Consider the following 20112-nt stretch of genomic DNA (forward strand, 5'->3'; position numbering starts at 1 on the left):
AAGTGGTGGGCACGCCTCGCTTTGCCCACCCAACGGCCGCGGCTATAATCAAGAAAAAGGTTCGCCATGATCCACGTCTGTTCCCTCGCCGCGCTTCCCGAAACCGTCCGCCTCACCAAGGCCAGCCACGTGCTGACCGTGATGGCCAATGTCGAGCAGGTGGCGCGTCCCGTGTCGGTGCTCCCGGCCAACCATCTCAAGGTGTCGATGGACGACATCACCGAGGAGATGGACGGCTTCGTCGCGCCGTCGGAGACGCATATCGAGCAGGTGCTCAACTTCGTGCGCGGCTGGGACCGCAGCGCCCCGCTGGTGGTGCATTGCTATGCCGGGATCAGCCGCTCCACTGCCAGTGCGTTCGCGGCCGTTTGCGCGCTTAATCCGAATCGCGACGAGATCGAGATCGCCAGGAAGATTCGCGCGGCCTCGCCGATCGCCTCGCCGAACCGGCGCATCGTCAGCCTCGCCGATCATGCGCTCGGACGTAACGGCCGCATGCTGCGCGCGCTCGACGAGATGGGCCCCGGCGCGATGATGGTGGAAGGCCGCCCCTTCGCGATCGAGCTCGAATGAGGCGCGAGTCGAATAGCAGCCGCGACGGGACTGCGCTCCCTCTCCCGCCTGCGGGAGAGGGTTGGGGAGAGGGTGTCTCCGCATTGGGACAACCCCCTAGAGGAGAAAGCCCTCAGCCGGCGCTACGCGCCGACCTCTCCCGCAAGCGGGAGAGGTTACAGCGAGCCCGCGGCGAGATCTGTTCCGCAACACCTGCGATCGTCACCGCATGAGCGACACGCTGCTGACGCCAATCGAAATCGGCCTCACCGCCGCTATCGTCGCGATCGAGAACCACGAGCCGCTGATCCTGACCGCACACGGTGCCGACGGGCTTGCCGGCCTGCCGTTCGGTCCGTTCGACGCGGTGAGCCATCGCACGTTCGAGATCGGCCTGCGCGCCTGGGTCGAGCAACAGGCGGGGCTGCGGCTCGGCTATGTCGAGCAGCTCTACACGTTCGGCGACCGCGGCCGTCATGCCGAGGCCGGCGACACCGGCGCCCATATCGTTTCGATCGGCTATCTCGCGCTGACGCGCCCTGCGGGCGGCGAGCTCGCGACCAACACGGCGAGCTTCGCGCCCTGGTATCGCTTCTTCCCCTGGGAAGACTGGCGCGACCAGCCGCCGGCGATGATCGCCCGCGACATCATCCCTGCGCTGAGCGAATGGGCCGAGGCGGAGACGCCGGAGACTGTTCGCGCGCTGCCGCGGAAGGATCGCGTGCGGTTCTATTTCGGTCTCGACGGCGCGCCCTGGGACGAGGAGCGCGTGCTCGACCGCTACGAGCTGCTCTACGAGGCCGGGCTGATCGAGGAGGCCCGCCGCGACGGACGTCCTGCGGCACTGGCGCGCAAGACGCTTCCCCCGCTCGGGACCTCGATGCGGTTCGACCACCGCCGGATTCTCGCCACGGCAATCGCGCGGCTGCGCGCAAAGTTGAAGTATCGTCCTGTCGTCTTTGAACTTTTGCCGGCTGAATTCACACTCACTGAACTGCAGCATACGGTGGAGGCGATCTCCGGCCGGCACCTGCACAAGCAGAACTTCCGCCGCCTGGTCGAAATGGAGGCCCTGGTCGAACCGACCGGGGTGATGTCGACACAGACGGGCGGACGGCCGGCAGCGCTCTACCGCTTCCGCCGCGAGGTGCTCCAGGAGCGGCCCGCGCCGGGCTTGCGCGTACGCTCCCGGCGCTAGAGCATGAACCGGACCCGAACGGCCGCGTTAGCGCAAAGTGCGTAGCGGTTTTCCGGTAAGATCATGCTCAAGAAATTAAGATCCTGATATGCGCGACCGGCCCCTGCCCCGCCGGTTGCCTGGAGGCTTCATGTTCGACGGCCCGTTTGACGTCTTCGCGCTGATCATTGCGATCATCGCCTTCCTGATCGCGATCAAGTCCTCCAACCAGGCGACCGAGCTGCGCCGGCGGCTGAACTCGCTTGAAGAGATGTTTTCCGCGCAACGTCCGGTCCAGCCGCCGCCGTTGATGCCTGTTTGGGAGCAGGCGCCCGCAGCCGCCACCACAACGGCCGCCCCAGAGCCGCCGCCGCTTGCGCCCGAACCCGAGACGCCGCCTCCGCCCCTAACCGAGGATGCTTCCTCTCCCCCGCTCGAGGACGACACGGAGCCCGGCGCACCGCCGCCGCTGCCGGCGCCCGCACCCGGCTTGGAGGAGCGGCTCGGCACGCGCTGGGTGGTGTGGATCGGCGGGCTTGCGCTCGCACTCGGCGGTTTCTTCATGGTGCGCTATTCGATCGAGGCCGGTCTGCTCGGCCCCGGCGTGCGCGTGTTCCTCGGCGGCCTGTTCGCAGCCGCGCTGCTCGGCGCCGGCGAATGGACGCGGCGCAAGGAGAGCATCTCGAGCATCGCGGCGCTGCCGATCGCCAACATCCCCGCGATCCTCACCGCGGCCGGAACGGCGGTGGCGTTCGCGACCATCTATGCGGCGTATGCGCTGTACGGCTTCCTCGTGCCTGCGACGGCCTTCGTCCTGCTCGGCATCGTCGCGATGGGCACGTTGGCCGCAGCGCTGTTGCATGGCCCCGCTCTCGCCGGGCTCGGCGTGGTCGGCGCCTTCGTGACGCCGATCCTCGTCTCCTCGGGCAAGCCGGATTATTGGGCGCTCTACATCTATCTTGCGGTCGTGACGGCCGCGAGTTTCGGGCTCGCCCGCATCAGGCTATGGCGCTGGCTTGCGGTCACGACCATTGCCTTCGCGGTGCTCTGGATCTTCCCGGGTCTCGATACCGAACAGGTGCAGGTCGCGCCGCACGCCTTCCATGCCATCGCCGGCTTCGTGCTCGCCGCACTGCTCGTCGTCTGCGGCTTCATGTTCGGGCCCAGCATGGAGGACGGCGAAATCGAGCCGGTCTCATCGGGCGCGCTCGGCGCCTATTTGTTCGGCGCGATGCTGGTCGTGCTGTCGAGCGCGCATGCGGATCTCGCGCTGATCGCGTTCACGCTCCTCGTCGGCGGCACGCTGTTCGTCGCCTGGCGCGCACCGGCGGCGACCGGCGCGCTGGGCGCGGCCGCGGCGACCGTTTTCATCGTGTTTGCCGAATGGGCGGTGCGCGCTAACCCCGACATGCTGGTGCTGCCGGGCGGCCCGATGCCGGGCGTCGGCCCGGTCGCGACCGACAGCGCGGTGACGCTGCATCTGGTGACGGCCGCGATCTTCGCCGCCGGCTTCGGCGTCACGGGCTTTTTCGCGCAAGGCCGCTCGAACTCGGCGATCATTCCCGTGGTGTGGTCGGCGGCGGGCGTCGCAACGCCCATCGCCATCCTGGTTGCGCTCTATGCGCGCATTGCCCATCTCGACCGCTCGATCCCGTTTGCGATCCTTGCCGTGCTGCTCGCTGCGGCCTTTGGCGCTGCGACCGAAGCGCTGATGCGCCGCGAAGAGCGCCCCGGCGTTGCAACCTCGATCGCGCTGTTCGCGACCGGTACACTCGGCGCGCTGGCGCTGGCGCTGACCTTCGCCCTGGAGAAGGGCTGGCTCACCATCGCGCTCGCGCTGATGTCGCTCGGCACCGCCTGGATCTCGTTGCAGCGGCCGATTCCGGTGCTGCGGCGGTTGGCTGCCATCTTCGCTGCGATCGTCACCGCGCGCATCGTCTATGATCCGCGCATCGTCGGCGATGCCGTCGGCACCACGCCGATCTTCAACTGGCTGTTGTGGGGCTATGGCCTGCCGGCCGCCTCGTTCTGGGGCGCGAGCATCTTCCTGCGCCGCCGCGCCGACGATGCGCCGCTGCGCGTGGTCGAGACCGCCGCCATCCTGTTCACGGCCCTGCTCGCTTTCATGGAGATCCGGCACTTCGCGACTGGCGGTCGCATGACCGCGGCCCCCTCACTGCTCGAGTTCGCGCTGCAAGTCTGTGTCACGCTCGCCATGGCAATCGGCCTGGAGCGCCTGCGGCTGCGCAGCCACAGCATCGTGCACAATGTCGGCGCGGTCGTGCTGACGGCGATCGCCGGCCTCATCAGCGTGTTCGGTCTCCTGATCCTGGAGAACCCGCTGCTGCTCTCCAGCGTCAATGTCGGCGGCCTCGTGTTCAATCTGCTGCTGCTTGGCTATGCGTTGCCGGCCGTGCTGATGCTGCTGCTCTCCTACGCGGTCGCAGGACACCGCAGTGTCGCATATGCAAACACGATTGCGGGTGGTGCCCTGGTGTTCGCGCTCACCTATGTGACGCTGGAGATCCGCCGTTTCTATCACGGCCCGGTCCTGCTCTACGGCGGCACCACGAGTGCCGAGCAATACACCTATTCGATCGGCTGGCTCGCCTTCGGCGTGGCGCTGCTCGGCGTCGGTATCCTGGTCAATTCGGAGCGTGCGCGGCTGGCTTCTGCCGCCGTCATCGCGCTGACGATCTTCAAGGCGTTCGCCGTCGACGTGTGGACGCTGACGGGCGTCTATCGGGCGCTCTCGTTCATGTGCCTCGGCGTCGTGCTGGTCGCGATCGGCTGGCTCTACCAGCGTATCCTGTTCCGGCGGCAGATCGCACCGCCGCCGGCCGCGCCGCAGACGGGCAGCTAGACTGGATCGTCGGGCGGGCACTCCACCTCTCCCCAGCGGGGAGAGGTCAACAACGATCGAGCGGGTGCCTCTACGCCGCGCGGACCGATTCCAGGAACTGCGCGACCTCGACCTTCAGGCGGGTGCTGTCGGTCGCCAGCGACTTCGCCGCCGACAGCACTTCACTCGAGGCCGAGCCGGTCTCGATCGCACCGCGCTGCACGTTGGTGATGTTGGACGACACTTCCTGCGTGCCGAGCGAGGCCTGCTGAACGTTGCGCGAGATCTCCTGCGTGGCCGCGCCCTGCTCCTCGACGGCGGCGGCGATCGCCGCGGACACCTCCGACAGCCGCTCGATGGTGCCGCCGATCTCCTGGATGGCGTTGACGGATTCTTGCGTCGCCGCCTGGATGCCCGAGACCTGCGCCCCGATTTCGCCGGTCGCTTTCGCGGTCTGCTCGGCCAGTGCCTTGACTTCGGAGGCGACGACGGCAAAGCCGCGGCCGGCTTCGCCTGCGCGCGCCGCCTCGATGGTCGCGTTCAGCGCGAGCAGGTTGGTTTGGCCCGCGATGGTGTTGATGAGCTCGACGACGTCGCCGATGCGGGCGGCCGCCTGAGACAGCGCGTTGACGCGCTCGTTGGTCCGCGCCGCCTGCTCGACCGCTTCCGCCGCCATCCGCGCCGAATCCTGCACGCGGCGGCTGATTTCGGTGATGGAGGACGACAGCTCCTCGGAAGCAGAGGCCACCGCCTGGACGTTGGTGGAAGCTTCCTCCGATGCAGCCGCAACGACGGTTGCGAGCTCCTGGCCGCGCTGCGCTGTGCCGCTCAGCGTTGCCGCAGACGCCTCGAGCTCGGTCGAAGCCGACGATACGGTCTCGACGACCTCGCCGATCATGACCTCGAAATTGCGGGTGATGGCATCGACGCGGCGGCCGCGTTCGATCTTGGCCTCGGCTTCGCGCGCCGCCGCTTCGTCGGCGGCCTTCTTGGCGATCAGCGCCTCCTTGAAAATCTGGAGTGCATCCGCCATCGAGCCGATCTCGGTCTTCTCGCCGCGATGCGGCACCTCGGCCGAGAGGTCGCCTTCGCCGAGCGACTGCATCGGACGGATGATCGAGGCAATGCCGCGAGAAACGTCGCGCACGAGGTAATAGGCGGCGGCGATCGCGATCACGACAGCCGCGACGATGACGCCGACCAGCACGCGGAAGACCGCCGCGTAGCTCTCCGCCGCCTGCTTCGTCTCCAGCTCGGCACCGCTGTTGTTGAGTTCGATGCCCTTCTGAAGCAGCGGATCGGCCGCCTGGGCCATCTTTGCCACCTTGGTCTGCAACATCTCGTTGGCGTCAGTCGGGAAGCGCCCAACGCTCTTGCGGGACAGCGCCATGACGTCCTGCACACCATTCAGGTATTCGGCCCACGCCTTGGACCATTGCTGGTAGAGCGCGCGCTCCTCGGCCGCATTGATCAGCGGTTCGTAGACCTTGCGGGTCTTCTCGATGCGCTCGCGCAAATTGGCGAGGCGCTTTTCGGCGGCCTCCTTGCCTTCGGCGGTGTCCTGCATCAGGTGCAGGCGCAGCGCGACGCGGAGCTCGTTGATGTCGGCGCGCATCGAGCCGAGGGCTCGCACGCTCGGCAACCAGCTCTCCGCGATCTCGACGGTGTGGGCGTTGATGTTCTGCATCGTGCCGATCGCCATCACGCCGACACCGGCGAGCGAGAGCACGAGAACCGACAGCACAGTCAGCAGCTTGAAGACGATCGACAACTTCGACATCACGACAATCCCGATGATTACCCGGCAACGCGCACATCACCTGCGCCGCAGACGTCACAACGGACGACCCGGGCGAAGGTCAGTTCAACAATGCTGGCTGGTTCTTTTCCCGAAGGATTGCGCGCATAATCGCAAACAGGCGTTAACAGGAGGCTACGTAAAAATACGGCTCGTGCGCAGCGATCGTGGTTTCGCTGCAACTCTTTGTTGCAGCCGCACCGGCATCTCCCGTTACGATGCGGACGCTCGCGAAAAGGCACGTGTCAGGCCGCGCGCACGGTATCGAGGAACTTTCCGACTTCGAGCTTCAGCCGGTTGCTGTCGCCGGACAGCGATTGCGCGGCCCCCAACACCTGCGAGGATGCCGAACCGGTCTCGCTCGCGCCGCGCTGCACGTCGGTGATGTTGGACGACACCTGATGGGTGCCCGTCGCCGCCTGCTGCACGTTGCGGGAGATCTCCTGCGTTGCGGCGCCCTGCTCTTCCACCGCGGCTGCGATGGTCGAGGAGATCTCCGACAGCTTCTCGATGGTGTGGCTGATGTCCTTGATCGCGCCGACCGAATGCTCGGTGGCGGTCTGGATGCTGGCGATCTGCTGGCCGATCTCGCCGGTCGCCTTCGCCGTCTGCTCGGCAAGCGCCTTGACCTCCGAAGCGACGACGGCAAAGCCGCGGCCTGCCTCGCCGGCGCGCGCGGCCTCGATGGTTGCATTGAGCGCCAGGAGGTTGGTCTGGCCGGCGATGGTGTTGATCAGCTCGACCACGTCGCCGATCCGCGCCGCAGCAGCGGAGAGCTCCCCGACGCGATCGGTCGTGGTGCGAGCCTGGTTCACCGCATCGCCGGCGACGCGGGCGGATTCCTGCACCTGCCGGCTGATCTCGGTGATCGACGACGACAGCTCTTCGGTCGCCGACGCGACCGACTGCACGTTGGTGGACGCTTCCTCGGAAGCGGCAGCAACCATGGTCGTGAGCTCCTGGCCGCGCGCCGCGGTCGCGGTCAGCGTCGAGGCGGAAGCTTCCAGCTCGGTCGCGGCCGAGGACACGGTATCGACGATCTCACCGATCGCGGCTTCGAAGCTGTCAGCCAGCTTGTGCATCTCGGCCTTGCGCTGCGCGGCCGCAATCTGGTCCTGCCTGATCTTGGCTTCGGCGTCCTCGCGCGCCTTCTGCTCCGACACGACCTTGAACTTTTCAACGGCCGCCGCGACGCCGCCGACCTCGTCCTTGCGGCCGAGACCGGGCAGAACCACGGAGAAATCGCCGCCGGCGAGCTTGTCCATGGCGACCGTGAGTGCACGGATCGGCCGCCCGATGGTCAGGAACGACATCAGCCAGGAGCCGACGAGGACGAGCATGGCGAGTGCGCCGACCAGGATCGCAAGCTGCTCGCTCGATCTCATTTGTGCCGCGGCCGCGGCATTCTTTTCCTCGGATTTGTGCCTTGCGTAGTCGGCGATCTGGCCGATCAGCACGTCGAGCTCGCCGGCAATCGGCAGGGTCACCTCGCGCGCGATGCGAACGACGTCTTCATTGAGCTTCGCAGCGCGGGCCGCTCCGTCTGCACCGCTGGCGGCCAGGGCTTCGCCGCGCACGCCGGCGATCTGCTGCGCGGCCTTTTCGTAATTCGCAGCCAGCGATCTCAGTTTCTCCATCCGAGCGCGGTTCTCCACCTCGTGAGAAAGCTTCAGCATTCCATCGACCAGCGCATTCGTCGATTTTTGCTGGTCGCCCAGGTTCTGGACGGCCTTCTGAATGTCAGCCTGGCTATTGGCAAGGCGAAGGTCTCGTACCGCGAGCTGCATGCCGCGAACCGCAGCCTCGGCCTTGACTGCGTCGCGCGCGATCTGCTGCTGCGCAAGCGCGCTCTGGCTGCTCTCGCGAATGTCCGCATTGCCGAGCATCTGGCTTGCAATCATGGCCCCAACCAGGAGCACACCGAGCGCCGACGCAATCGCCAGCTTGGTCCCGATCCTCAGATTCTGAACTAGGCTCAACATGGGCATGCTTCCCCCGAAGGAACGCGCAGCCGAGTCATTGTCGGCTTCCCCTGACTGCGCCATTGCCCAAAAAGTGAGCTTCTCACATTCCGATTTGGTTAACGAAATCCCTCGCAGAAATACTGACTTTGCACGCTAAATGATTGAGCGCGAAAGGAAATGATCCCGTCATAGTTGTAAATTGCAGCTTCAAGTCGGAGCTAGGACGCTTTACATCCGATGGCCTCGCCGACGAGGCTGATTCGAAAGACCGGCTGCTTGTCCTCGTCGAGCAGCTCCATGCACCATTCGGCGTTCGGCTTCAGGCTGCGCGCGATACCGCTGAGCAGATTGGCGCACACCTCGGTCATCTCGGTCCAGGCGGCTGCGCGATCCTCGAACTCGTACGGCAGGTCGGCGGCGCCGGAATAACGGCCGGTGCTGATGCGGAAGAAATAGAGCGACATCGTTGAACCTTTGCGTGGGACCGCCCCCCGGCCACGCGCAAACTGCGGCCCGAACAGCTACCAAGGCATGAAAGCCGCCGTCCGTATGACTACGGCGCAGGCGGCTTGGTGTTCGATGATGCCTTCGACGATCAATGGCGCGGGTTGTCCCGCGCAGGCGAGCTCACTGCGTGGAGCGGCGCAGCTCCAGCGGTCCCTCGTTCTTCGCCGGCTCGGACTTCACCGGCTCGAGCCGGCTGCCCTCGACACGCGGCGTCTCGACGCGCGCGGCTACCTCGGTGTTCGATGCGGCAACCGTGCCGGTGTGCTCCGGCTTGTGCAGCGAGCGCGGCCGCGCCGCAGCGCGCGCCATCAGCATTTGGTTGCCGCCCTGGTGACGGAAGTCGCAATAGGCGAAGCCCATGCCCGACACCGAACCGCGGAAGCTGCGATCGTCGGTCTTTTCGAGGTTGAAACAGGGCTCGAACGGAATGCCCTTGATCGAGGCGCAAACGTTCTGGCCGCGAATCTGGAGCGTATTGCCGGGAAGTCGGAGGTGCTTGACCGGGCCCGAGCCCGAGAATTGCACCGCACCGGCGGCGCCGAGATCGTCGAGGATGCGGCCTGCACCGCGGGTGCCGTCGAAACAGGTGAAGGCGAACACCTTGCCGGCCACGAAGCGGCGCGCCTCGTCGGCGTTCATGCTTCCAGCGATGGCCGGCGCAAACGTCGCTGCCGCCGTGACAGCCCCCAACACAATACGCGCAAGCATGCTCAACTCCGAACCAACCCCCGCAGCGGGCGATGCCTTTATCTCTTTACCCGCTGCTTACCATACGAACCATGGCGAGATTGAAGCAGCTTGGTTGGTAAAGTCTGAACGCCGTCAGACAATTTTTACCACGACGCGGCCGCGCACCTGGCCGGCCAGGATTTTTGCGCCCCACCCCGCAACTTCGTCGAGCGAGATTTCCTTAGTAATTTCAGTTAGTTTTGTCCGATCCAGGTCGGAGGCCAAGCGCTGCCAGGCGGCTTTCCTGGGCTCGATCGGGCACATCACCGAATCGATGCCGAGAAGGCACACTCCGCGCAAAATAAACGGCGCCACCGAGGACGGCAGGTCCATGCCGGCGGCCAGGCCGCAGGCCGCGATCGCTCCACCATATTTCGTCATCGAAAGCAGGTTGGCGAGGGTGGTCGAGCCGACGCTGTCGACGCCGCCGGCCCAGCGCTCCTTGGCGAGGGGCTTTGCCGGCGCCGACAATTCGTTGCGGTCGATGATCTCGGCAGCCCCCAGCTGCTTCAGGTAGTCGGCCTCGGAGGCCCGCCCGGTCGAAGCGATGACGTGGTAGCCGAGCTTCGAGAGCACGGCGATCGCGACCGAGCCGACGCCGCCGGCAGCGCCCGTCACCACGACCGGGCCGCTCTTCGGCGAGATGCCATGCTTCTCCAGCGCCAGCACCGAGAGCATCGCGGTGAAGCCGGCGGTGCCGATCGCCATGGCGTCGCGCGCCGATAGCCCTTGCGGAAGAGCGACCAGCCAGTCGCCCTTCACCCGCGCCTTCTCGGCATAGGCGCCGAGATGGGTCTCGCCCATGCCCCAGCCGGTGCAAACGACCTTGTCGCCCGCCTTCCACTGCGGATGCGAGGAGGCTTCGACCGTGCCGGCAAAATCGATGCCGGCGATCATCGGGAAGCGACGCACCACCGGCGCCTTGCCGGTGAGCGCAAGGCCGTCCTTGTAGTTCAGCGTCGACCATTCGACGCGGACGGTGACATCGCCCTCCATCAGCTCGGCTTCGTCGAACTGCGCGAGCTGCGCGGTGGTGCCCTTGTCCGCCTTGTCGATCCTGATCGCCTTGAATGTGGCCACGACTGAACTCCCTGACTTTGTTTGTCGGGGATGTTTAGCCGATCAGGCAGGCTGCGCAACCGCCCGCTGAACGGGTTTCTCCACGATCGGAAGATTGATCAGCGCCGAGAGCACGCCGAACAGGATCGAGAGCCACCAGATCGGCGTGTAGGACCCGAACTTTTCGAACACGATGCCCCCGAGCCAGACGCCGAGGAAGCCGCCGACCTGATGGCTGACGAAGGCAAAGCCGTAGAGCGTCGCGAGCCAGCGCGTTCCGAACATCAGCGCCACCAGCGCCGAGGTCGGCGGCACCGTCGACAGCCAGGTCAAGCCGGAGATCGCGCCGAACGCGATCGCCGAGAACGGCGTGATCGGGAACGAGATGAAAGCGAGGATCGCCAGCGCGCGCGTGAAGTAGATGGCCGAGAGGATGTAGCGCTTGGGAAGATAGTTCTGGAGATACCCCACGCTCAGCGATCCGATGATGTTGAACAGGCCGATCGCCGCGATCACCCAGCCGCCGGTTTGTGCGGTGATACCGCGATCGACCAGGAACGCCGGCAGATGCACGGTGATGAAGGCGAGCTGGAAGCCGCACGTGAAGAAGCCGAGCACCAGGAGCACGTAGGAGCGATGACCGAAGGCTTCGGCAAGCGCCTTGGTGATGGTCTGGTCATCCGCGGGCGTTGCGCTGCTTGCGCTTGTCACCGGCGGCGTCGAGAGCGCCAGCGACAGCGGGATGATCAGCAGCATCAGGAAGCCGAATACGGAGAGCGCCTGCTGCCAGCCGAAATTGTCGATCAAGGCGACACCGATCGGTGCGAACAGGAACTGTCCGAACGAACCCGCCGCCGTGCCGGCGCCGAGCGCGATGCCGCGCTTCTCCGCGGGCAAGAGCTTGGTGAAGGCCGACAGAACCAGATTGAACGAACAGCCGGCGAGGCCAAAGCCGATCATCACCCCGGCGCCGATGTTGAGCGACAGCGGCGTCGAGGAATAGCGCATCAACAGCAGCCCGCCGGCATAGAGCAGCGCGCCGACGCACATCACCCGGAACAGGCCGAAGCGATCCGCGACCGCACCGGCGAACGGCTGGCCCAGTCCCCACAACAGATTCTGCACGGCGATGGCGAGGCCGAACACGTCACGGCCCCAGCTGAATTCGTGACTCATCGGCTGCACGAAGAAGCCGAGCGCCGAGCGCGGACCGAAGCCGAGCATGCCGATGGCACAACCGCAGAGGATGATGACGGCCGGGGTACGCCAGTTGGAGGAACGCGAGGCCGGTGCGAGCTCGCCGATCTGTGTCGACATGGTTGTCCTCGTCTGTCCTTGGCGGAGCCGCAAATCAGCAGCCGCGGGACAGCCCGTTTAATGCATATGCATGAAAATCCCAAGGCAAAAACGATTGCATTCCACGAAGAGCTGAAGCGGGAGCATTGCGTTTCAATCCGACCTCGTCTGACAGGTGCGCGGTGACGGGAATGTGTACGGCAGGCCCTAGCGATAGTCGCCCGTGCGTGCTACGTTTGATTTACTCATATTGAGCATATATGGCTTCTGTCCGGCCTGCTCGGCCGGCTTTCTCGGGCCCTATATATTCTCAAACTGAGCATAATCGCACATCTAATGGCCACACTTGGGAGGATTCAATGCCGATCACTGGAATGTACGGTCCCGACGACTTTGCCAATCGGCCGCAAGGCCAGCCGATCACCTCCCCCCGCGCCGCGCCTCCGGGACCGACATGGCCGATGCCCTCCCTGGAATGGACGCCGGCGGTCGAACGCGCCACTGCGCCGCTCTATGACCGCGTCAAGCACGTGATCCCGTCGATCGAATGGCCGCTGATGGCGCCGACGATTCATGCGATCAACGAGCTCAAGCGCGCGCGGGGCGCGGTCATCCTCGCCCACAACTACCAGACCCCGGAGATCTTCCACTGCGTCGCCGATATCGGCGGCGACTCGCTCCAGCTCGCGGTCGAAGCCACCAAGGTGAAGTCCGGCATCATCGTCCAATGCGGCGTGCACTTCATGGCGGAGACCTCGAAGCTGCTCAATCCGGACAAGACCGTCTTGATCCCGGATTCGCGTGCGGGCTGCTCGCTCGCCGCCAGCATCACCGGTGCGGACGTGCGGCTGCTGCGGGAGAAGTTCCCCGGCGTGCCTGTTGTCGCCTACGTCAACACCTCGGCCGAGGTGAAGGCCGAGGTCGACATCTGCTGCACGTCCTCGAACGCGGTGCAGGTGGTCGAGAGCCTGAACGCCCCGACCGTGATCTTCCTGCCCGACCGATACCTCGCCACTTACGTGGCGTCGAAGACCGACGTGAAGATCATCGCCTGGAATGGCGCCTGCGAGGTGCATGAGCGCTTCACGGGCGAAGAGCTGCGGAGCTTTCGCGAGGCCGATCCGTCCGTGCAGATCATCGCGCACCCAGAATGCCCGCCGGACGTGCTGGCGGAAGCCGACTTCACCGGTTCGACCGCGCACATGATCAACTGGGTACGCGCGAAGCGGCCGCGGCGGCTCGTCATGATCACGGAATGCTCGATGGCCGACAATGTCCGGGCCGAGCTGCCCGACGTGGAGATGCTTCGCCCCTGCAATCTCTGCCCGCACATGAAGCGCATCACGCTCGCGAACATCCTGGAGAGCCTGCTGACGCTTGGTGAGGAAGTGACGATCGATCCCGCGCTTGCGGAACGTGCGCGGCGCTCGGTCCAGCGCATGATCAATCTGAGCAATTGAGAGCGAGCAACATGCAACACGACATCCACGACCCCGCCCGCACCGACGACGTCGTCATCGTTGGCGGCGGTCTTGCCGGACTGTTCTGCGCGCTGAAGCTTGCACCGCGGACGGTGACCTTGATCTCGGCGGCACCGCTTGGGCACGGCGCATCCTCCGCGTGGGCGCAAGGCGGCATCGCCGCGGCAGTTGCCGAAGGCGATACGCCGGAGACACATGCTGCCGATACCGTCGCGGTCGGCGGCGGCCTCGTCGATGCAGCCGTCGCGCTCGGGATCGCGCGCGAAGCGGCGCCGCGCATTCACGATCTTCTCGCCCTTGGCGTTCCGTTCGACCGCGATCTCGACGGCAGGCTTGCCGTCGGACGCGAAGCTGCGCATTCGGCGCGACGCATCGTGCATGTGCGCGGCGACGGCGCCGGTGCCGCGATCATCGCGGCCTTGAGCGAGGCCGTGCGCCGCACGCCCTCGATCCGGCTGATGGAAGGCTTCGTCGCCGAAGCACTGCTGACCGAGGACGGCGCGGTCACCGGGCTTCAATTGCGCGAGGCCGGCAATCCCGCGGCACGGCCGCTCGTGCTCGCCTCGCGTGCGGTCGTGCTTGCGACCGGTGGGCTCGGCCATCTCTACGCCGTCACCACCAATCCGTCGGAAGCGAGCGGCTCGGGCCTTGCGATCGCCGCCCGCGCCGGTGCCGTGATTGCCGATCCTGAATTCGTGCAGTTCCACCCGACCGCCATCATGGTCGGCCGCGACCCGGCGCCGCTCGCCACCGAAGCGCTGCGCGGCGAAGGGGCAACGCTGATCAATGGCAACGGCGAGCGCTTCATGAGCGCCCGCCACCCGCTCGCCGAGCTCGCGCCCCGCGACATCGTGGCCCGCGGCGTGTTCGCCGAGATCGCGGCCGGGCGCGGCGCCTTCCTCGATGCGCGCCAGGCGCTGGGCGCGCGCTTTGCGACGAGGTTTCCGACCGTGCATGCGAGCTGCATCGCCGCCGGCATCGATCCCGCGGCGCAGCCGATTCCGATCGCGCCGGCCGCGCATTACCACATGGGCGGCATCGCGGTGGACGCGCGCGGTCGCAGCTCGATCGACGGTCTCTGGGCCGCCGGAGAAGTCTCCTCCACGGGCGCGCACGGCGCCAACCGGCTTGCCTCGAATTCCCTGCTCGAAGCCGTCGTCTATGCCGCCCGCATTGCCGACGACATCGCCGGCCGCACCGTGCCCCCGCCGGCACGCCTTCCCGACTCTTTGGTGAGGTCGCGCGCTGGCACGCCGGACGCCGCAGAAGTGAAGCGGCTGCGCGCGACGATGAGCGCACATGTCGGCGTGATCCGCGACGATGGCGGGCTTGCACAAGCCATGCGCCATTTCGCAAGGCTCGAGCGCGAGGCCGGACGCGGCGTCCTCGGCAACATGGCGATTTCGGCCCTGCTCGTCGCCGCTGCGGCCTGGACCCGGCGCGAGAGCCGCGGTGCGCATTACCGTTCCGATCACCCGGCCGAAAACCCAGCGCTGGCGCAGAGAACGATGACCACGCTCGCGGCGGCGCGCGAGGTCGCGGAAAGCCTCGACGAGCACCCGCGGCCACGCCTTGCGCAATCCATGATCGCCTGAAGGAGGCCCCATGATCACCCCGACCTCACTGCTCTATCCCGATGCCTTCCTCTCGCCGCTCGCGATCGAGGCGGCCGCCAGTCGCGCGCTCGACGAGGACCTGGGGCGCGCCGGCGACGTCACCTCGCTGGCGACGATCCCGGAGGCGACGCGCGCGCAAGCCATCCTTGTCGCGCGCCAGTCCGGCGTGATCGCCGGATTGCCGCTGGCGCTCGCGACCTTGCAGAAGCTGTCGCCCGAGATCGAGGTGCGCGCACATGTTCGCGATGCCGCTCGGGTTGCGCGAGGCCAGCACGTGCTCACGATCTCGGGTCCTGGGCGCGCCATCCTCACGGCGGAGCGCACCGCGCTGAACTTCGTCGGCCGGCTGTCGGGCATCGCCACGCTCACGGCGGACTATGTCGCCCGCGCCGAAGGCACCAGGATGCGCATCTGCTGCACGCGAAAAACCACGCCGGGACTGCGCGCGCTGGAGAAATACGCCGTGCGCTGCGGCGGCGGCTTCAACCATCGCTTCGGGCTCGACGATGCGATCCTGATCAAGGACAACCACATCGCGGTCGCCGGCGGCATCCGCCCGGTGCTGGAGCGCGCCCGCGCCCATGCAGGCCATCTCGTCAAGATCGAGATCGAGGTGGACACGCTGGCTCAGCTGCGCGAGGTGCTCGACAGCGGAATGGCCGATGCGGTGCTGCTCGATAATATGGACCTTGCGACGCTGCGCGAGGCGGTGAAGCTCAACGCGGGCCGCCTCGCGCTGGAGGCGTCCGGCGGCGTCACACTGGACTCGATCGCCGCCATTGCGGCTACCGGCGTCGACTATGCGTCGGCCGGCGCCCTGACGCATTCTGCGCCGAATTTCGATTGTGCGCTGGACATCGAGGCGTAGGGAGCTCTTCTCCCTCTCCCCGTTCTTACGGGGAGAGGGTTGGGTGAGGGGCCTCTCTCCGCACATGCGACCAGTCGAGAGTCCTGTACCCCCTCGCCCGAATTCGAGCTTCGCTCGAATTCGACCTCTCCCCGCAAGCGGGGCGAGGTTGAGAAAACTACCGCCGCTCGCCCAACTCCGCGGAGCTCTTGGCTTCCTGCGCGAGCTCGGCCGACAGCGCAGCGGTCTGCGCCGGCGTGCCCCAGCTCGGCAGCTCGCTGCCGTCGCCCCAGTTGCGCGGCCGATAGAAGGTGTGCACGCCGGTCTTGTACAGCTTCTTCATCTCGGCGACCCAGGACGGGCGGACCCAGTAGGCATGGTAGTGCGTGGACTTGCCGACCTCGGGCAGCCAGATCTGGCCGTCGAGCATCGCCTTTGAGATCTTCTTGGCGCGCTCCCACATTTCGGGCTCGCGGATCACGTCCGGATTGTTGTCGCAGGCGAAGGTGAACTGGCAGGCCAGATGCCGGTGCTTGTTCTGGTAGACCGCGCCGCACACGGTGTCGGGATATTTGCCGGAGAAGACGCGGTTCATCACCACTTGCGCCACCGCAATCTGGCCGCGCACGGCTTCGCCGCGTGCTTCGAAATAGACGGCTTCGGCAAGACACTTCTCGGACTTGGCGCGCGACTTGTCGTCGAGCGCGAGCCGCTCCGCCGGCGACTTGCCGCGCTGGTTGTCGGCGTTGACCTCGCCCTTCGGCGCGACGCTCTCGCCGCTCTCGATGTCCTTGGCGATCTCCGCCGTCGGCGGGGTCAGCGAGGCCGTCACCTTCATGTCGGGGTCGGGCATCACGATCAGCGGCTCGGCGCCGGGCTGCCAGCTCTCGATGGTCTCGAGATTGCCGCCCAGCGAGGAGCTGCCGAAGAACAGGCTCGATGTCTTGACGCTGAAAGGATCGCGCGCGGGAGCAGCCGGCGCCGTGGCGCGCTTCAGCGCTTCCAGCGGCTGCACCGCGAACGCGCGCGCAGCCTCGCTCGCCTGCGGCGGATTGGAATATTGTGGCAGCGGCGGCGCGCGCATCGCCTCCTGCAGCTCGGGATCGAGCGGGGCCGCGGATTCCGGCGACATCGCCGGCGGCAATGCGGCGGTCTTGGCGCCGAATACCGAGCTGTTCGAGGTCGCGGGATCTTCCTTGGCCGGTGCTGCAGCCGGCGCGGCCGTCTCAGGCGACTGCGTCGGCGCGACGATTGCGAGGCGATCGCCCTTCAGGGCGCGATCGACCTTGGGAAAGTCGGATGCGTGGTAGCGCGGCGGTGCCTGAAGCGCCGGATTGCGGCGGATTGCGCCGGTGACGTCGCTGCCGTCGAGGCTCGCGAGCCGAACCATCGCGCTCTGCGGAACCGAGGTGCCGATGGGCCGGGAAAAACTGTAGGTGGCGAGCTGGATCGAGGACGCAGCGGAGAACACCTGCTTCTGCCACCGCTCGGCGACGCCGGGTTGGCGCGCCAGCAGCGAGGCAATGTCCTGATAGCCGGTCTCTCTCGGCATCAATGCGAAGATGCAGAGACCGATGCCGAAGGACGCGAACCGCGCGCCCTTCGGATGGTTACGCAACACAGACATCGATACGCTCACGCTACGCTTACGCTCGTTTGATCGAACTCAGTACATCCGTGCAATTCGACCTTTATTGTGAGTATCTAATTTAGGTTGCCGGGGCGTTAATCGGCGTTGCGCAGGCGGTACACTCAAGCGAATGCAGGTGTTTTCACGGGGCGACGTCGCGCATTGGTAAACGCGGCCTCACGTGAAGCGGTAAACATCGGGTCAACGCGAATGGTGAAGGAACTCTTGCGTCCGCGTACCATCACGGGAAGCTGTTGGGGGAGCGCCTGTGCGATGACGACGGTTGCGAGGGGCCAACGCGCCCCTCACTCGGCGATCAGCTTCAACCACTCGTCTTCGGTCAGCACCTTGACGCCGTGCTTGTTGGCGTCCGCGAGCTTGGAGCCGGCGCCGGGGCCCGCGACGACGAGGTCGGTCTTTTTCGAAACCGAGCCCGACACCTTGGCCCCGAGCCGCTCGGCTGTCGCCTTGGCTTCATCCCGTGTCATCTTCTCCAGCGAGCCCGTGAACACCACGGTCTTGCCGGCGACGGCCGAATTGCTCTTCGGCTTCTCGGCGTCGACGATCTCGACCTCCCTGGTCAGCCGCTCGACGATGCCGCGATTGTGGCTCTCGCCGAAATAATCGGCGATGCTCTTGATCACGGTGTCGCCGATCTGGTCGAGCGCGTCCATGTCCGCGATCGCCTCCTCGTCGCCCTTGGCAACTTTCAGGCAGGCATCGTGGAAGGCGTCCCACGAGCCGTAGCCGCGCGCGAGCGCCAGCGCCGTGGTCTCGCCGACATGGCGCATGCCGAGCGCGAAGATGAAGCGCTCCAGCGCGATCTTGCGGCGGCTCTCGATGGCGCCGAACAGGTTGCGCACCGAGGTCGCGCCGTAGCCTTCGATCTCCTCGAGCTTGAGTTTCGCGTTGCGCTGCTCCAGCGTGAAGATGTCGGCAGGCTCCTTCACCCAGCCCTCGTCGAAGAAATACTGGAGCTGCTTTTCGCCGAGACCGTCGATGTCGAATGCCCGCCGCGACACGAACAGCTTCAGATGCTCGATCTTCTGATAGGGACAGGCGAACTCGCCGGTGCAGCGGGCACGCGAGCCCTCCTCGCCCGTCGCCGTCTCCTCGCGCACGACGTCGGTGTGCAGCGGACACGGACACTTCTTCGGGAAGTGGAATTCCCTGGCGGTCTTCGGCCGCTTGTCGAGGACGACGTCGACCACCTGCGGGATGACGTCGCCGGCACGCTGGATCACCACGGTGTCGCCGATCCTGATGTCGCGCCCCTCGCGCAGCACCTCGCCCTTGTTGCCGATGCCCTTGATGTAGTCCTCGTTGTGCAGCGTCACGTTCTGCACGATCACGCCGCCGACGCCGACCGGCTCGAGCTTGCCGACCGGCGTGAACGAACCGGTGCGGCCGACCTGGATCTCGATGTCCCGCAGCACCGTCATGGCGCGTTCGGCCGGGAATTTGTGCGCGATGCCCCAGCGCGGCGTCCGCGACACGAAGCCGAGCCGCTCCTGCCAGTCGATGCGGTCGACCTTGTAGACGACGCCGTCGATGTCGTAATCGAGCCGCGCGCGCTGCTCTTCGATCGCATGGTGGAAGGCGAGCAGCTCCTCGACCGAGTGACAGAGCTTGGTCAGCGGATTGGTCTTGAAGCCGCAGCGCTCGAACCAGCCGATCATGCCGCTCTGCGTCTCTTCCGGCATCGCGCTCATCTGCCCCCAGGCATAGGCGAAGAAGCCGAGGGGACGGGAGGCGGTGATGGTCGGGTCCTTCTGGCGGAGCGAGCCGGCGGCCGAATTGCGCGGATTGGCGAAGATGGTATCGCCTGCCGCCTTCTGCCGTTCGTTGAGCGCCAGGAACGCCTTCTTGGTCATGTAAACTTCGCCGCGCACCTCGCAGATGTCGGGGATGTTGCGGCCCTTCAGCTTCTGCGGCACGTCCTCGAGCGTGCGGATGTTGGCGGTGACGTCCTCGCCGACAGCGCCGTCGCCGCGCGTCGCGGCGGTGACGAGCTCGCCGCCCTCATAGCGCAGCGACATCGAGAGACCGTCGATCTTCGGCTCGGCGGAGAAGTCGATCTTGTCGTCGTCGAGCTTCAGGAAACGCACGATGCGGCCGACGAAGTCGCGCACGTCCTCCTCCGCAAAGGCGTTGTCGAGCGACAGCATGGGCACGGCATGCGGGACTTTCTTGAAGCGCCCTGACGGCGCGGCGCCGACCTTCTGCGAGGGCGAGTCCGCGGTGACGAACTCGGGAAAACGCGCCTCGATCGCGTTGAGGCGCTGGCGCAGCGCGTCGTATTCGGCGTCGGAGACGGTGGGCGCGTCCTCCTGATAGTAGCGCTCGTTGTGCCCCTCGATCTCGAGCGCGAGCCGCTTATGCTCGACCCTGGCCTGCGCCTTGGTGAGTTCGGCGACGTCGCGTTGCGGTGTTGCTTTGGATTTTGCTGCTCTGGCCATGGCGCTTGGATACGACGGAGCGGGCGGGAGGGTAAAGGCTTGTGGAAATCTCGTGCCCCGGACGCAGCGCAGCGCTCCTTCAGCGGTGCGCTGCGAGCCGGCGCCACATGTCGCGGCAGGCATTCTGGGTCCCGGCTCGCGCTCCGCGCGTCCGG

General features: G+C 66.3%; 14 protein-coding genes. 6 read left to right on the forward strand and 8 right to left on the reverse strand.

Features of this window, described 5'->3' with window-relative positions:
• Nucleotides 1–66: 66 nt before the first annotated feature.
• From ABIA40_RS20800 to ABIA40_RS20810, 3 genes are all read left to right on the forward strand, one after another.
• Nucleotides 67–573, forward strand: a complete 507-nt coding sequence (locus tag ABIA40_RS20800) for a tyrosine phosphatase family protein (protein ID WP_036038271.1) — start codon at nt 67–69, stop codon at nt 571–573.
• A gap of 208 nt (nt 574–781) precedes the next feature.
• Nucleotides 782–1750: an NrtR DNA-binding winged helix domain-containing protein gene (locus ABIA40_RS20805; RefSeq protein ID WP_404543073.1), complete on the forward strand. Its 969-nt coding sequence runs from the start codon at nt 782–784 to the stop codon at nt 1748–1750.
• 130 nt (nt 1751–1880) lie between these two features.
• Nucleotides 1881–4592, forward strand: a complete 2712-nt coding sequence (locus ABIA40_RS20810; RefSeq protein WP_404543074.1) for a DUF2339 domain-containing protein — start codon at nt 1881–1883, stop codon at nt 4590–4592.
• Between the two features lie 70 nt (nt 4593–4662).
• On the opposite strand, the gene ABIA40_RS20815 is transcribed toward ABIA40_RS20810, so the two are convergent.
• From ABIA40_RS20815 to ABIA40_RS20840, 6 genes are all read right to left on the reverse strand, one after another.
• Nucleotides 4663–6351 carry a methyl-accepting chemotaxis protein gene (locus ABIA40_RS20815; protein WP_271542646.1) on the reverse strand — a complete coding sequence of 563 codons (1689 nt, stop codon included), beginning with the start codon at nt 6349–6351 and terminating at the stop codon, nt 4663–4665.
• A gap of 263 nt (nt 6352–6614) precedes the next feature.
• The gene (locus tag ABIA40_RS20820; RefSeq protein ID WP_271542648.1) at nt 6615–8351 is read right to left on the reverse strand and encodes a methyl-accepting chemotaxis protein; all 1737 of its coding nucleotides are present in this window, start codon (nt 8349–8351) and stop codon (nt 6615–6617) included.
• Between the two features lie 200 nt (nt 8352–8551).
• Nucleotides 8552–8797 (reverse strand): DUF6894 family protein, encoded by a 246-nt coding sequence (locus ABIA40_RS20825; RefSeq protein WP_157286918.1) that lies wholly within the window; start codon nt 8795–8797, stop codon nt 8552–8554.
• A gap of 163 nt (nt 8798–8960) precedes the next feature.
• On the reverse strand, nt 8961–9548 hold the full coding sequence (locus ABIA40_RS20830) for a hypothetical protein (protein ID WP_036003601.1): 588 nt from the start codon (nt 9546–9548) through the stop codon (nt 8961–8963).
• Between the two features lie 114 nt (nt 9549–9662).
• Complete coding sequence (locus ABIA40_RS20835) at nt 9663–10649, reverse strand: MDR family oxidoreductase (protein WP_404543075.1); 987 nt, start codon at nt 10647–10649, stop codon at nt 9663–9665.
• Nucleotides 10650–10691: 42 nt separating this feature from the next.
• Nucleotides 10692–11945 carry an MFS transporter gene (locus ABIA40_RS20840; protein WP_404543076.1) on the reverse strand — a complete coding sequence of 418 codons (1254 nt, stop codon included), beginning with the start codon at nt 11943–11945 and terminating at the stop codon, nt 10692–10694.
• A 338-nt stretch (nt 11946–12283) separates the two neighbouring features.
• Here ABIA40_RS20840 and nadA point away from each other — a divergent pair, with 338 nt between their 5' ends.
• From nadA to nadC, 3 genes are read left to right on the forward strand one after another with little or no spacing between them, the layout of a single operon-like run.
• Complete coding sequence (nadA, locus tag ABIA40_RS20845; protein ID WP_404543077.1) at nt 12284–13384, forward strand: quinolinate synthase NadA; 1101 nt, start codon at nt 12284–12286, stop codon at nt 13382–13384.
• A gap of 11 nt (nt 13385–13395) precedes the next feature.
• Nucleotides 13396–15000, forward strand: coding sequence for an L-aspartate oxidase (locus ABIA40_RS20850; RefSeq protein ID WP_271542655.1), 1605 nt, complete (start codon nt 13396–13398; stop codon nt 14998–15000).
• Between the two features lie 10 nt (nt 15001–15010).
• Nucleotides 15011–15889, forward strand: coding sequence for a carboxylating nicotinate-nucleotide diphosphorylase (gene nadC, locus ABIA40_RS20855; RefSeq protein WP_404543078.1), 879 nt, complete (start codon nt 15011–15013; stop codon nt 15887–15889).
• Between the two features lie 157 nt (nt 15890–16046).
• Here the strand turns inward: nadC and ABIA40_RS20860 are convergent, their stop codons facing one another.
• Complete coding sequence (locus tag ABIA40_RS20860) at nt 16047–17495, reverse strand: cell wall hydrolase (protein WP_404543080.1); 1449 nt, start codon at nt 17493–17495, stop codon at nt 16047–16049.
• A gap of 308 nt (nt 17496–17803) precedes the next feature.
• The gene (ligA, locus tag ABIA40_RS20865) at nt 17804–19957 is read right to left on the reverse strand and encodes an NAD-dependent DNA ligase LigA (RefSeq protein WP_404543081.1); all 2154 of its coding nucleotides are present in this window, start codon (nt 19955–19957) and stop codon (nt 17804–17806) included.
• Between the last annotated feature and the right edge of the window lie 155 nt (nt 19958–20112).

Source organism: Bradyrhizobium sp. USDA 223, assembly GCF_044909005.1.
In the GTDB taxonomy this organism is placed as follows: Bacteria; Pseudomonadota; Alphaproteobacteria; order Rhizobiales; family Xanthobacteraceae; genus Bradyrhizobium; species Bradyrhizobium yuanmingense.

Coding starts and splice junctions, on each gene's coding strand:
- ABIA40_RS20800 (WP_036038271.1), top strand. CDS start 67: ATGATCCACGTCTGTTCCCTCGCCGCGCTTCCCGAAACCGTCCGCCTC.
- ABIA40_RS20805 (WP_404543073.1), top strand. CDS start 782: ATGAGCGACACGCTGCTGACGCCAATCGAAATCGGCCTCACCGCCGCT.
- ABIA40_RS20810 (WP_404543074.1), top strand. CDS start 1,881: ATGTTCGACGGCCCGTTTGACGTCTTCGCGCTGATCATTGCGATCATC.
- ABIA40_RS20815 (WP_271542646.1), bottom strand. CDS start 6,351: ATGTCGAAGTTGTCGATCGTCTTCAAGCTGCTGACTGTGCTGTCGGTT.
- ABIA40_RS20820 (WP_271542648.1), bottom strand. CDS start 8,351: ATGTTGAGCCTAGTTCAGAATCTGAGGATCGGGACCAAGCTGGCGATT.
- ABIA40_RS20825 (WP_157286918.1), bottom strand. CDS start 8,797: ATGTCGCTCTATTTCTTCCGCATCAGCACCGGCCGTTATTCCGGCGCC.
- ABIA40_RS20830 (WP_036003601.1), bottom strand. CDS start 9,548: ATGCTTGCGCGTATTGTGTTGGGGGCTGTCACGGCGGCAGCGACGTTT.
- ABIA40_RS20840 (WP_404543076.1), bottom strand. CDS start 11,945: ATGTCGACACAGATCGGCGAGCTCGCACCGGCCTCGCGTTCCTCCAAC.
- nadA (WP_404543077.1), top strand. CDS start 12,284: ATGCCGATCACTGGAATGTACGGTCCCGACGACTTTGCCAATCGGCCG.
- ABIA40_RS20850 (WP_271542655.1), top strand. CDS start 13,396: ATGCAACACGACATCCACGACCCCGCCCGCACCGACGACGTCGTCATC.
- nadC (WP_404543078.1), top strand. CDS start 15,011: ATGATCACCCCGACCTCACTGCTCTATCCCGATGCCTTCCTCTCGCCG.
- ABIA40_RS20860 (WP_404543080.1), bottom strand. CDS start 17,495: ATGTCTGTGTTGCGTAACCATCCGAAGGGCGCGCGGTTCGCGTCCTTC.
- ligA (WP_404543081.1), bottom strand. CDS start 19,957: ATGGCCAGAGCAGCAAAATCCAAAGCAACACCGCAACGCGACGTCGCC.